Here is a 12,613-nt window from a genome sequence, read left to right as displayed (position 1 = left end):
AGACAGACTGTATGCTGTTAATGGACAATAGAAGGAGCCGCCGGCATGGAGGCGATCAATCTCAACCGCCTCGTCTATTTCGCGGCCGTGGTGGACGCAGCGTCCTTTACCCGCGCGGCCGATCGGCTCGGGATCACCAAAGCCGTGGTCAGCCAGCAGGTCGCCCAGCTCGAGCGCGAGCTCAGGACCGACCTGCTGGTGCGGACCACGCGCAGGGTCGAGCCGACGGAAGCCGGTCGCCTGCTGCATGCCCGCTGTGCTGCCATCCTGCGCGAGGCCGAGAGCGCATTGGCCGAGCTGGCGCAGAGCAACGCCGAGCCGATGGGACTGTTGCGCATCGCCGCGCCGAACGACTACGGCACCTGCACGCTCGCCGCGATCGCAACCGAGTTCTCGCGGACCTATCCGGCCTGCCGGGTCGAGCTGATCCTCGCCGACAGCAAGATCGACCTCGTCGCCAGCCAGATCGATCTCTCGATCCGCGTGGGATGGCTCGACGATTCCGCCCTGCAGACCCGCCGGGTCGGCAGCTTCCGGCAGCTGCTGGTGGCCGCGCCGAACGTGGTCAGGCGCGTCGCGCATCCGCGCGACCTCGCCGCGTTGCCGTTCATTGCGAATGCCGCGCTGAGGGAGCCGCTCACTTGGCAGTTCATGAAAGGCGACGTCGAGCGCGAGAGCGTCGAGATGAGCCAGACGCTTACCATCAACACCACGCCGGCGGTGCTCGCCGCGACGCTGGCCGGCGGCGGCCTGGCGGTGCTGCCCGATTTCCTGATCAGGGACGATCTCGCGGCCGGCCGCCTCGTGGCCATCCTGCCGTCCTGGACACTGCCGTCCGGAGGCATCCACGCCGTGTTCCCAGCGGCGCGCTTTCGTCCACCGAAGGTGACGGCCTTCGTGGCGATGCTGATGGAGGCGCACAAGCGCGCAGTCGCCGGAGGTCCGCGGCGCGCGAAGTGACGCCGGCGCCGCGCGGGCCTAGCCCGCCGGCACCAGCTCGGTCAACGAGCGGATGATGCGGTCGGGCTTGACGTCGGTGCCTTCCGGCAGGCCGTCGCCATGGACGTCGATCCAGATCGAATAGATGCCGAGCCGCTGCGGCGCGACGATCTCCCATTCGAGATTGTCGCCGATCATCCAGGTGTCTTCCGGGCCGACGCCGAGCCGCTCCATCGCGTGCCAATAGGCGCGCTCCTCGGGCTTGCCGAAGCCGTGCTCGCCCTCGATCTGGATGTGGTCGAAGCGGTGCGCCAGCGCGAAGCGCTCGATCTTGGCGCGCTGCTGGCCGGCCTCGCCGTTGGTGACGAGCGCCAGCCTGACGCCGCGCGCCTTGAATGCGTCGATCGCCTCGTGCGCGCCGGGAAAGATGAACATCTGCTCGTCGCGATAGGCGGTGAAGCGGTCGGCGATGCGGATCGCAAGCTCGATCGGCAGCGCCGGGCCTGCGGCGGTCAACGCCGCGAAGCCGTCCTTCACCACCTCCTGCCGCGCCTGGATCAGCTTCATCCGCCATTCGGCGCCGGCGACCGACCAGAAGCTGCGTGCCGAGGCCAGGATCGCGGCGGCCACCGCCTGCGGCGTATGCGGCGCGAGTTCGTCGGCAAACTCGGTGGCGACGATATTCCAGGCGATCTCGGGACGGCCATAGGCCGACAGGATGGTGTCGTCCATGTCGATCAGCATGGCGCGGGGCAGGGCGGCGGTCATGATCAATCTACGCGGTTCAACAAATCGAGTTTCAGGGCCATTTCACCTCGGGCGGCATCGAGGACAGAATGCTGTCGACATTGCCGCCGGTTTTAAGCCCAAATGTGGTGCCGCGGTCGTAAAGCAGGTTGAATTCGACGTAGCGGCCGCGGCGGATGAGCTGCTCCTCGCGGTCGGCGGCGGTCCAGGGGCTGCTGAAATTGCTCCGGACAAGCTCGGGATAGACCTTCAGGAAGGCGCGGCCAACATCCTGGGTGAAGGCGAGGTCGGCCTCCCAGTCGCCGGAATCGTGATGGTCGTAGAAGATGCCGCCGATGCCGCGCGGCTCCTTGCGGTGCGGCAGATAGAAGTACTCGTCGCACCAGCGCTTGTACTTGTCGTACGAGGCCACCGCGGCATGGGCGTCGCAGGCGCCCTTCATGGCGGCGTGGAAGGCCAGCGTATCCGCGTCCTCCTGGGTGCGGCGGCGGTCCAGCACCGGCGTCAGGTCGGCGCCGCCGCCGAACCAGGCTTTCGTCGTGACGACGAAGCGCGTGTTCATGTGCACCGCCGGCACGTGCGGCGACCACAGATGCGCGATCAGCGAGATGCCCGAGGCCCAGAACCGCGGGTCTTCCGAGGCGCCGGGAATCTGGCTGCGGAATTCCGGGGCGAACTCGCCATGCACGGTCGAGCAGTGCACGCCGACCTTCTCGAACAGCCGGCCGTGCATCATGCTCATGACGCCGCCGCCGCCCGGGCCGCCGGCATGGTCGGTGCGCTCCCACGGCGTTCGGACGAACCGGCTCGGTGTGCGCGGATAAAGGTCAGCCGGCGCCTCGTCCTCGAGCCGCTCGAACGCCGCGCAGATCTGGTCGCGCAGGCTCTCGAACCAGGCGCGGGCGCGGGCCTTGCGATCCTCGATGGCGGCGGTGGTCATGGACGTTCCCCTGGCACATTGGCGCTCACCCTGCCGTCAAGCGTCCATGACAGCCGGAGGTGACAGCGCTGTTGTCGCTACGGTTCGGTCCTACCACAATCGATCAGCCCTGCGGACCGAAATAGGTGCAGGTCTCGCGGCAGCTGTCGCGGTGGACGCTGACCTTGGTGACATGGCCGATCGAGCGGACGCGCTCATAGATGAAGCGCGACAGGTTCTCGAGCGTCGGCAGCCCGATCGCCTCGATCTTGTTCAGGAACTTGTGGTCGAGCATGGCCTGGATCTCGCTCAGCCGCTGCGTCAGCACGCCGAAATCCACCACCATGCCGGTCTCGGGATGGGTCGCATCGCCGCGCACCGTCACCTCGGCGCGGAAGGAGTGGCCATGGATCTCCTGGCTGGCTTCGCCGAGCGTCGTGATCGGCAGCGTATGCGCGGCCTCGAAGGTGAACGACTTGGTCAATTCCCACATCGTGTCAGTCACAATCCCTACCTGATGCCGATCATCTTGTGCGTCTGCAGACTGAGCCGCCATTCCGGATGATGCTGGCAGTAATCAATGGCGCGCGCCGTGTTCGCGGCCGCTTCGGGCCCGTCCATCGGCTGCAGCGAGAAGCGCTCGAAGGCAAGCCCCGCGAACGTCTCCGGCTCGGCCCCGTGTTGCGGGTAGACCAGCTTCAGCTCGTGGCCCTGCCGCAGCTTCAGCTCGGCGCCGGCCTTCGGGCTGACGCAGATCCAGTCGATCCCGTCGGGCGGAATGAGCGTGCCGTTGGTTTCGACCCCGACCGCGAAGCCGCGGGCGTGGAGCGCCTCGATCAGGTCGGCATCGACCTGCAGCAGCGGCTCCCCGCCGGTGAGGATCGTATAGCGGTCGGCGGCCCCGCCTGTCCATTGCCCGCCGATGGCCTCGGCCAGCGCTGCGGCGGTCTCATAACGGCCGCCCAGCGTGCCGTCGGTGCCGACGAAGTCGGTGTCACAGAACCGGCACGTCGCGGTTGCGCGATCGGCCTCGCGGCCGCTCCACAGGTTACAGCCGGCGAAGCGGCAGAACACGGCAGCGCGGCCCGCCTGGGCGCCTTCGCCCTGCAGGGTCATGAAGATTTCCTTCACCGCGTAGCTCACCCTCCGGCTCCTTGTGCGGATTGCAATTGGACGAATTGTCCGGTCTGGCGCAGCGCCTCGCCGGCGGCCATCGCCGCGGCCATCGCCACGTTCAGCGAGCGCAGCCCCGGCTGCAGCGGAATCCGCAGCCGCGCATCGGCGACCGCCGCCACGCCGTCCGGCACGCCGGCGCTCTCGCGCCCGAGCAGCAGGATGTCGTCCGCGCCGTAGCTGAAGTCGAGATAGCAGGTCGCGGCCCTGGTCGTCAGCAGCAGCAGGCGATGGCCCTCTGCGGACCGCCAGGCCTCGAACGCGCTCCAGGAATCGTGCCGCCGCCAATTCAGTTGGTCCAGATAGTCCATGCCGGCGCGGCGGAACTGCCGGTCGGACACAGGAAAGCCCGCCGGTTCGATGATGTGGGCCGCGAGCCCGAGGCAGGCGCACAGGCGCAGAATCGTTCCGGTGTTCTGCGGAATGTCGGGCTGATAGAGCGCGATCTGCATGCGAATTGGTCTTAGGACTGAGGCGGAAAGTCCGCTTCCGAAGCGGGAATTGGTGCATGGCGTGCTGCAGGGCCGATAGCGGGCTTGCGCTCGTATCGCAAGGGTGCCAATAGAACGATTCTGGACGGCTTGTTCCCCAGGGGCGGTGGAGCGAGCCGTTTTCTGCCGCCGCGGGGGACGCGGGCGCCGGCAGGATCTCCCGGTCACGTGATCTCCAAGGTCGAGATCGTAAGACGTCGAGCGGGGCGGTTCCACCGGCTGCAACGAAGAAAGGGTTGGAATCGTGACAGCGTCTACTGCGGATCATCCGACACGCCGGGATTTTCTTTTCGTCGCCACGGGCGCTACCGCGGCTGTCGGTGCTGTGGCCGCCCTGTGGCCCTTCATCTCCCAGATGAATCCCGATGCCTCGACCATCGCGGCCGGTGCGCCGATCGAGGTCGATCTCGCGCCCGTCGCCGAAGGACAGGACATCAAGGTGTTCTGGCGCGGCAAGCCGATCTACATCTCCCACCGCACCAAGAAGCAGGTCGAGGAGGTTCGCGCGGTGCCGGTGTCGAGCCTGCCGGATCCGGCGACCGACCAGTCCCGCACCAAGGACGGCCACGAGCAGTGGCTGGTCGTGATCGGCATCTGCACCCATCTCGGCTGCATCCCGATCGCCCATGAAGGCAATTACGACGGCTTCTTCTGCCCGTGCCACGGCTCGCAGTACGACGCCTCCGGTCGCGTCCGCCAGGGGCCGGCGCCGCTCAATCTTCCCGTCCCGCCCTATCAGTTCGTTTCCGACACCAAGATCCAGATCGGCTGAGCAGACGTTCGTCTTGAGCTCACGCTCGATCGTGCAAGATAATTTCTTCAGGAACGCATCATGAGTGGACCTTCTGACTACCAGCCGAGCCACCCCGCCTTGAAGTGGCTCGAGCAACGACTTCCGATCATCGGCCTGGTCCACTCGTCCTTCATTGCCTACCCGACGCCGCGGAACCTGAACTATTGGTGGACGTTCGGCGCCATCCTCTCGATGATGCTCGGCATCCAGATCGTGACCGGCGTCGTCCTGGCGATGCACTACACGCCGCATGCCGACCTCGCCTTCAAGTCGGTCGAACTGATCGTCCGCGACGTGAACTACGGCTGGCTGCTGCGCAACATGCATGCCTGCGGCGCGTCGATGTTCTTCCTCGCCGTCTACATCCACATGTTCCGCGGCCTGTATTACGGGTCATACAAGGCGCCGCGCGAGGTGCTCTGGATCCTCGGCGTCATCATCTACCTCCTGATGATGGCGACGGGCTTCATGGGCTACGTGCTGCCGTGGGGCCAGATGAGCTTCTGGGGCGCGACCGTCATCACCAATTTGTTCTCGGCCGTGCCGTATTTCGGCGAGAGCATCGTGACCCTGCTGTGGGGCGGCTACTCCGTCGGTAATCCCACGCTGAACCGCTTCTTCGCGCTCCATTATTTGCTGCCGTTCCTGATCGCCGGCGTGGTCGTGCTGCACGTCTGGGCGCTGCACGTCACTGGCCAGAACAACCCGGCCGGCGTCGAGCCGAAGACCGAGAAGGACATGGTGCCGTTCACGCCCTACGCGACGATCAAGGACTTCTTCGGCGTCGCCTGCTTCCTGATCTTCTATTCCTGGTTCATCTTCTACATGCCGAACTATCTCGGCGAGGCCGACAACTACATCCCGGCCAACCCGGCGGTGACGCCGGCGCACATCGTGCCCGAATGGTACTACCTGCCATTCTACGCGATCCTGCGCTCGATCCCGAACAAGCTCGCCGGCGTGATCGCGATGTTCGCGGCCATCATCGTGCTGGTGTTCCTGCCCTGGCTCGACTCGGCCAAGACCCGCTCCAACAAGTACCGTCCGCTCGGCAAGCAGTTCTTCTGGATCTTCGTCGTCGTCTGCATCGGCCTCGGCTATCTCGGCGCGCAGCCGCCGGAGGGTGTCTATGTCGTGCTCGGCCGCATCCTGACGGTGCTGTACTTCGCCTACTTCCTGATCGTGCTGCCGCTGCTCGCGCGCATCGAGCGGCCGCGCCCGCTGCCGAACTCGATCGCTGACGACGTGCTGGCCAGGTCCGGCCGCAAGGCGGCGCCGATGGTCTCGACCGTGATCGCGCTGGTCGCCGCGGTGTCGCTGCTCGCCGGCAGCATGGGCGACGCCCGTGCCAGCGAAGGCCAGGAGAACCCGCCTTCGGCGAAGTGGTCGTTTGCCGGTCCGTTCGGCACCTTCGATCGCGGCGCCGTGCAGCGCGGCCTCAAGGTCTATAAGGAAGTCTGCTCGAACTGCCATTCGCTGCAATATGTGGCGTTCCGCAATCTCGCCGAGCCCGGCGGCCCGGGCTACTCGCCGGCGCAGGCGGCCGCCTTCGCGGCCGAGTACAAGATCAAGGACGGTCCCAACGACGCCGGCGAGATGTTCGAGCGTCCGGGCCGGCCGGCCGACTACTTCCCGTCGCCGTTCCCGAACGAGCAGGCCGCACGGGCCGCCAATGGCGGCGCGGCCCCGCCGGACCTGTCGCTGATGGCCAAGGCGCGCTCCTACAAGCGCGGCTTCCCCTGGTTCCTGATCGACTTCTTCACCCAGTTCCAGGAGCAGGGCCCGAACTACATCAACGCGCTGCTGCAGGGCTATGAAGAAACCCCGCCGCACGGCGTCACCATTCCGGACGGCTCGTACTACAATAAGTACTTCCCCGGGCATGCGATCAAGATGCCGCCGCCGCTGTCCGACGGCCAGGTGACGTTCGACGACGGCTCGCCGGCCACCGTGAAGCAGTATGCCCACGACGTCGCGACCTTCCTGATGTGGACCGCCGAGCCGCACATGGAAGCGCGCAAGCGCCTCGGCTATCAGGTGTTCATCTTCCTGATCATCTTCGCCGGCCTGATGTACTTCACCAAGAAGCGGGTCTGGGCCGCCGCGCATTGAGCGGTGATCGGAAACGTCTGATGAAAACGAAAAGCCCCTCCGGGGGCTTTTTTGTTGTCCCTGTGTTAGTTGGGCTCGGGCCAGGGGAGGCCTTGTCCGCGGCGCAGCCGGGAAAACGGAGTTCGCCCATGCCGTCACTTCTCGCCTTCGCCGGCGCCGCCGTGCTGGAGATCGGCGGCTGCTTCGCGTTCTGGGCTTGGCTGCGGCTCGGGCAGTCGCCGCTATGGCTGTTGCCCGGCATGGTCGCGCTCGCCGGCTTCGCGACGCTTCTCACCGTGGCCGACAGCCCGCTCGCCGGCCGCGCCTACGCCGCCTATGGCGGCATCTATATCACCGCGGCGCTGCTATGGGGCTGGCTGGTCGAGGGCCATCGCCCCGATCCGTGGGACGCCGCCGGCGCCCTGATCTGCCTCGCCGGCATGGCCGTGATCCTGTTCGCGCCGCGCGCGATGCCGGTCTAGCGCCCGTAGCCCGGATGAGCGCAGCGACATCCTGGATCGCAACAGTGCCGGCGAGGACCCCGGATGTCGCTGCGCTCATCCGGGCTACGAATCCTCTCACGTTGCAGCGAACCCGATCGCCTCCCGTCGCGCCGGACGCGCATTTGCGGTAAACCCCGCTCCTCAGCTTCCAACAAAACCTGCGGAGGAACACATGGGCACACTGATCAGCTTCAAGCGCCCCGATGGCCAGGAGGCCAAGGGCTATCTCGCCAAGGCCGCGCAGGCCGATGCGCCGGGCGTCGTCGTCATCCAGGAATGGTGGGGCCTGCAGGACCAGATCAAGGGGATGTGCGATCGTTTCGCGCTCGCCGGCTTCAACGCGCTGGCGCCCGATCTCTACAAGGGCACGGTGGTGCCCTATCACGATACGGATGCGGCGGGCCGGGAGATGAACTCGCTCGACTTCATGGACGCGACCACGCAGACCGTGCGCGGGGCCGCGCAATTTCTGGCGCGCAACGGCGCCAAGGTCGGCCTCACCGGCTTCTGCCTCGGTGGCGCGGTGACGATCATCGGCGCGACCAAGATCGACGAGCTCGCCGCCGGCGTCGTGTTCTACGGCATTCCGCCTGAGCAGGCGGCGAAGCCGGCCGACGTCAAGATCCCGCTGCAGGCCCACTTTGCCAACAAGGATGATTGGTGCACGCCGGCGCTGGTGGACGGCTTCGAGAAGGCGATGAAGGCCGCCGGCAAGTCGCTCGAGCTCTATCGCTACGATGCCGAGCATGCCTTCGTAAACGAGCAGCGCATGACCGTGCACGATCGCAGGGCCGCCGAGCTCGCCTGGGGCCGCGCCACGGCGTTTTTCCACAAGCACCTCGGCTGAGCTGAGGGCCGGCGCGTCGGTTCCAAACCGCGCCGTGCGGACTCAAACCGCGCGGGCGGTCTTGGTTTCGGCCGAGGGCGCTTCGGCCTCACCAAGAGTCGGAGCGTCGTCTGAAGGAGCCAAGGGGTCGGCGCTGGTCACTGCGTCGGCGGAGCGCCGTCGACGCTTCGTCCGCTTTGCCTGCGCTTCGAGGAAGCAATCGAGCAGCGTCGGCTGCTTCGGGAGCGCATGCGACACTGAAGGCTGTTTGCCGCGGGCCATGTTAACCAAGGTAATTCAATATGGTTAACCAATCATTGCCACACTATTGCAGATAGACAACAGTGTTGCCCTCGCGCACAGCCAAGTTATGTAACTTTTTTGGGTTGCGACAATCATGGGTCGATACCCGAGGCGGCGTGCACGCGCGCAACATGAGGTTGTGAGGCACCACACAGCCGCCGGCTGCAGCTTTTCGTCGCTTGGCGCCGTCACGTTTCGGCGAATCACCGGGATCCCGCGGAGATCTGAGCATTGATCATGTTCGAAGCGCGTCGCTTCGTTCGATGTTCGAATTCGCCGCGTCTCGCCGTCGGTTGCGTCGCCGAAACAATCTGAGGTAGCGTTCTCCGGTCCCTCTGCTGATGGAGAAAGCCGTGCGAGTGGCCTTTGCGCTGGCCGGGCTGGGCGGCTTGAACGCCCATGGCGCCGGCTTCCTCGACACTGCCCGCGCCTGGGGCGTGACGCCGGATCTCGTCACCGCGACGTCCGGCCAGATCCTGGTGCTGTCGGCGTGGCTTCAGGGTCTCGATCTGCGCAACGAGCTGATGTCCTCCGACCGCCACCGGGATCCGGCGTCGCAGTTGCGCACGGTGATGTTCGGCTATCCCGGGGTGTTTCGTCCCGCCTATGCCGAGGCGCTGGCGCGCTTCGTCTCCTGGCCGGATTGGCGTGACGGCCCGTTCAACGCCCTCGCCGACCGGCTGTGGCCGGCGCAGCAATATGTCCCGGTGCGGAGCGAGGCCGACTTCGCGCACGCGGCGGAGACGCTCAACGCCACGTCGGTCGGCGTCGTGTTCAACACCTATGATCCCGAGACCGGCACCGGCTATCTCTACGGCAACGAGGCGGCGCGGGCGCTGCTGCCGGCGGAGAAGTCGGTTCCCAACGCCCATGCCGTCAAGGCGCGGCAATCGGCGGCCAAGCGCGACCTGCGCTACGCCTCCGAGGTGCTGGCCGAGCGCGCCATCCGCCCGATCACGCCGGAGGCGGTCAAGGCCGCGCTGTGGCTGTCGCTCTACGGCTTCACCAAGCTGCCCCAGGGACAGATGGACGGCGCTTATCACCGCGCCAGCATCATCTCCGAGCTGCACGGTTTCGACCGCGTCTTTGCCGTCCGCCCGCTCGCCGAGGGGTGGCAGGGCCAGGCGCCGGCCAACTGGTTCGAGGTGCAGGACTGGACCACGGAGATGTGGTTCTCGGTCGGCTACAAGGCCGAGGTCGACGCGCTCAAGCGCATCAACGACCTGATCGCGAGCGGCGTGATCACCGATCCGAAATACAAGACCGTGGAGCTGGTCGAGATCCAGCCGGAGACGCCGGCCGGCTACTTCAACTACTTCGTCGAGCGCGGCGAGGTGTATGAGAACGCGGTGGTGGCGACGGAGATGAAGTTCGCCGAGCTGGGGCTGGTGAAGCCGGGGACGTGAGCGGTCGGCATTCAATCACGGCCGCCGCCGCGCAATGCGGTAGCGGCCGTGACGACCGTGGTCATCCTGCGGTGATGGCCCCCACGAGCGCGTCGTTGGTCATCGGCCTGCCGTCGAGATTCCAGGTGCCGTCCACGGCGTGGACGCCGTTGGACCAGATCCGGTCCCTGGCAAGCGCCCCGCCGGAGAGGTCATGCAGGATGTCGGTGGCTTCGCCGAAGAACGCCGTCTGGACCTCGTGACTGGCGAGCGCGAATGACGGCGTCTTGGTCTCGATCCAGGCGCCATCGACCGGCGTGCCGCCGGCGAAGGTATGGCCCTTCGGCAGGATGTTCAGATGGGCCGTGACGTTCGCCGCCATGATCCTGTTGCCCGCCAGACCATGGTGTCTCAGGAACGATTCCGTGATCCGCGCAACGGCGATCGGCGCCTGGTCGGCAGCGATGACGCCTTCGGTGAGTGTGAGACTGATCGGCATGACTCCTCCTGTGCTCGCCCTAGGGCGGTTGTCCCGGGGAACGGCGGTCATTATATAACGACCGTGATCCACCAATAGAATAACGATCGTTATCAGTCAAGCATGAAATAACGATCGCTATGGAAGGCGCCAGATGCGGTACCACGCCGAGCATAAGCAGGAAGCAAAGACGAAGTTGTTGGAGGCCGCGGGGCGCGGCTTTCGCCGGCTTGGCTATGGCGGCATCGGCGTCGACGGCCTCGCCAAGGAAGCCGGGGTCACGTCCGGCGCGTTCTACGGTCACTTCAAGTCGAAGGACGCCGCGTTCGAAGCCGCCGCGTTGGCCGGGCTGGACGATCTCAGGACGGGCATTGCGAGTCTTCAGCAGCAGATGGGAGCGCGCTGGGCCGAGGCGTTCATCGCATTCTATCTCGGAGAACGTCTCCATTGCATCCTGGACTCGAGCTGCGGACTGCAGAGCCTGACGCCGGACGTGACGCGCGCCAGCGAGGAAACGAAGGCCGCCTATGGCACCGCGCTCGAAAGGGTCGCGCAGCAGATCGCAAAGGGGCTGCAGGGGAGCACCGATGAAGCTCGGCTGCAAAAGGCCTGGTCGCTGATGGCGATCCTCTCGGGAGGGGTGACGATGGCGCGCAGCGTCGGCTCACGCGAAGCCCGCGATGCCATCGCCGCCCACCTCAAACAAGCCGCGCTGGCGCTGCTGTAGAGCCGCTGCCGCGCGAGCGCTCGGCTTCGCAAGTTGTGAGGTGCCGCTCGCCCCAACGCCAGTGAGCTCCCCTGTCCGCAAGGGGGAGGGGAGCGCACCGCCAGTTTGGCGGCATGTCGAATCCAACGACGTTTCGATATCTGCTAGCATGGCCTATCAGATGATCCTGGATCCCGCATGAGCACCGAGCCGATCACGTTCGTCGACAAGTCGTCCGGCGACGACGCATGCGTGCTGGTTCGCGTCGTCGGCAGCAGCGTTGGATTGTCGCTGTCGTTGAGGACGGACGGCGACATCGAGGTCTTCATGGCGGCCGAAGAGCTCGATCGAGTCATCGGTGCGCTTCAGCAAGCTCGCGCGGCGATGGGGCGCGAGGGAAGCGTCATCGTGACTCGCCCCACGTGAACGCACGTCTGGCAAGGGAGATAACAATTCCCCACGCGATCCTTCATGTCGTCTTCAACATGTCCGCTGCAGGCACGTTGCGCGCTGCGCTCCAGCAGGCTGGGCGCAGCGACCGCGTGATTGGCTTTGCCGACAGCCTGAGCTTTGGTCCGATCAATCCACCCGACCCGGAGCTGCGAACCGCCTGGATGGACCAGGAATTGCAAGTGTCAGGCTGGGAAGAGGTGGGCGGCCAGGCAACATCGTTCTGGGACGAGGCACTCTCGAGCAACAACCGACGGATCGCCTGGTTCACGCGGCGATCGACCCAGGAATATGCCGGCTTCCTCGAACTCCTGTGGCGGCTCGGCGATGAGCCGATCGAGATCGTCGATCTCACCGACACAGTCGTGCGGGCAGGGGAGACAGGGCCGAAGGCGCCACGGCTGGCCGTCAGCCTGGGTTTAGTGTCGCCGGAGACAATTCGCGACAATGCACTGTGGGATCTGCGGACCGTTCTGTCGCCAAGCCGGCGTGATGCCTGCCGAGAACGTTGGGCGCGCCTCAAAGCGGAGAACGCGCCGTTGCGCGTCATTCGCGACGGCGAATTGGTGTCAGCGCCGATCTCGTTCTTCGATTCGGTGCTGCTGTCATTTGCCACGGCCGACTGGCAGAAGGCGGCGAGCATTATCGGGGAGGCGCTTTGCGAAACCGGGACGATTGTGCTGCAGACGGGCGATATCGAGTTGTTCGCGCGCGCCCGTGCGCTCGTAGCAGCAGGTTGCCTCGAGTCTCGTGGCGACCTGTTCGATATGCATCGCAGTGAGTTGCGGTTAGCGGGCGGCTGCGCATGA

General features: G+C 66.0%; 15 protein-coding genes. 9 read left to right on the top strand and 6 right to left on the bottom strand.

All coding sequences use genetic code 11. The features are described 5' to 3' along the window. Positions 1 to 45 precede the first annotated feature (45 nt). Positions 46 to 960: a LysR substrate-binding domain-containing protein gene (locus ACQR13_RS25880; RefSeq protein WP_434863375.1), complete on the top strand. Its 915-nt coding sequence runs from the start codon at positions 46 to 48 to the stop codon at positions 958 to 960. Between the two features lie 18 nt (positions 961 to 978). Here ACQR13_RS25880 and ACQR13_RS25875 read toward each other — a convergent pair whose 3' ends face one another. The 5 genes from ACQR13_RS25875 to ACQR13_RS25855 form a co-directional block, all read right to left on the bottom strand. Then, entirely contained in the window at positions 979 to 1,707 is a 729-nt protein-coding gene (locus ACQR13_RS25875) for an HAD family hydrolase (protein ID WP_315826985.1), read from the bottom strand. 31 nt (positions 1,708 to 1,738) lie between these two features. After that, entirely contained in the window at positions 1,739 to 2,626 is an 888-nt protein-coding gene (gene hemF / locus ACQR13_RS25870) for an oxygen-dependent coproporphyrinogen oxidase (protein ID WP_315717287.1), read from the bottom strand. A 103-nt stretch (positions 2,627 to 2,729) separates the two neighbouring features. Beyond that, a complete protein-coding gene (locus tag ACQR13_RS25865; protein WP_315750453.1) occupies positions 2,730 to 3,098 on the bottom strand; it encodes a 6-pyruvoyl trahydropterin synthase family protein in 369 nt (122 codons plus the stop codon). A 17-nt stretch (positions 3,099 to 3,115) separates the two neighbouring features. Beyond that, positions 3,116 to 3,748, bottom strand: a complete 633-nt coding sequence (gene queE, locus ACQR13_RS25860; protein ID WP_316193427.1) for a 7-carboxy-7-deazaguanine synthase — start codon at positions 3,746 to 3,748, stop codon at positions 3,116 to 3,118. After that, positions 3,745 to 4,230: a tRNA (cytidine(34)-2'-O)-methyltransferase gene (locus tag ACQR13_RS25855; RefSeq protein ID WP_316183790.1), complete on the bottom strand. Its 486-nt coding sequence runs from the start codon at positions 4,228 to 4,230 to the stop codon at positions 3,745 to 3,747. Before ACQR13_RS25855 ends, queE begins: the two co-directional genes overlap by 4 nt. 280 nt (positions 4,231 to 4,510) lie before the next feature. On the opposite strand from ACQR13_RS25855, the gene petA reads away from it, so the two are divergent. The 5 genes from petA (at position 4,511) to ACQR13_RS25830 (ending at position 10,191) form a co-directional block, all read left to right on the top strand. Beyond that, positions 4,511 to 5,041: a ubiquinol-cytochrome c reductase iron-sulfur subunit gene (gene petA, locus ACQR13_RS25850; protein WP_315717369.1), complete on the top strand. Its 531-nt coding sequence runs from the start codon at positions 4,511 to 4,513 to the stop codon at positions 5,039 to 5,041. A 60-nt stretch (positions 5,042 to 5,101) separates the two neighbouring features. After that, positions 5,102 to 7,174 (top strand): cytochrome c1, encoded by a 2,073-nt coding sequence (locus ACQR13_RS25845; protein WP_315717284.1) that lies wholly within the window; start codon positions 5,102 to 5,104, stop codon positions 7,172 to 7,174. 128 nt (positions 7,175 to 7,302) lie between these two features. Beyond that, positions 7,303 to 7,635: a YnfA family protein gene (locus tag ACQR13_RS25840; RefSeq protein WP_316193426.1), complete on the top strand. Its 333-nt coding sequence runs from the start codon at positions 7,303 to 7,305 to the stop codon at positions 7,633 to 7,635. A gap of 193 nt (positions 7,636 to 7,828) precedes the next feature. Then, positions 7,829 to 8,503, top strand: coding sequence for a dienelactone hydrolase family protein (locus tag ACQR13_RS25835; protein ID WP_434863374.1), 675 nt, complete (start codon positions 7,829 to 7,831; stop codon positions 8,501 to 8,503). Positions 8,504 to 9,138: 635 nt separating this feature from the next. Further along, positions 9,139 to 10,191, top strand: coding sequence for a hypothetical protein (locus tag ACQR13_RS25830; protein WP_315717280.1), 1,053 nt, complete (start codon positions 9,139 to 9,141; stop codon positions 10,189 to 10,191). 61 nt (positions 10,192 to 10,252) lie between these two features. Here the strand turns inward: ACQR13_RS25830 and ACQR13_RS25825 are convergent, their stop codons facing one another. Continuing rightward, the gene (locus tag ACQR13_RS25825) at positions 10,253 to 10,669 is read right to left on the bottom strand and encodes a 4-oxalocrotonate tautomerase (protein WP_315750405.1); all 417 of its coding nucleotides are present in this window, start codon (positions 10,667 to 10,669) and stop codon (positions 10,253 to 10,255) included. 133 nt (positions 10,670 to 10,802) lie between these two features. On the opposite strand from ACQR13_RS25825, the gene ACQR13_RS25820 reads away from it, so the two are divergent. From ACQR13_RS25820 to ACQR13_RS25810, 3 genes are all read left to right on the top strand, one after another. Further along, complete coding sequence (locus ACQR13_RS25820) at positions 10,803 to 11,375, top strand: TetR/AcrR family transcriptional regulator (RefSeq protein ID WP_315717278.1); 573 nt, start codon at positions 10,803 to 10,805, stop codon at positions 11,373 to 11,375. A 177-nt stretch (positions 11,376 to 11,552) separates the two neighbouring features. Beyond that, positions 11,553 to 11,780, top strand: a complete 228-nt coding sequence (locus ACQR13_RS25815) for a hypothetical protein (protein ID WP_315750406.1) — start codon at positions 11,553 to 11,555, stop codon at positions 11,778 to 11,780. Continuing rightward, a complete protein-coding gene (locus tag ACQR13_RS25810) occupies positions 11,777 to 12,613 on the top strand; it encodes a DUF3658 domain-containing protein (RefSeq protein WP_434863373.1) in 837 nt (278 codons plus the stop codon). The genes ACQR13_RS25815 and ACQR13_RS25810 overlap by 4 nt, the downstream gene beginning before the upstream one ends.

Source organism: Bradyrhizobium sp. HKCCYLRH3059 (assembly GCF_051168035.1).
In the GTDB taxonomy this organism is placed as follows: domain Bacteria; phylum Pseudomonadota; class Alphaproteobacteria; order Rhizobiales; family Xanthobacteraceae; genus Bradyrhizobium.
The sequence above is the reverse complement of the archived record's forward strand: the minus strand, read 5'-3'. Positions and strand labels throughout refer to the sequence as shown.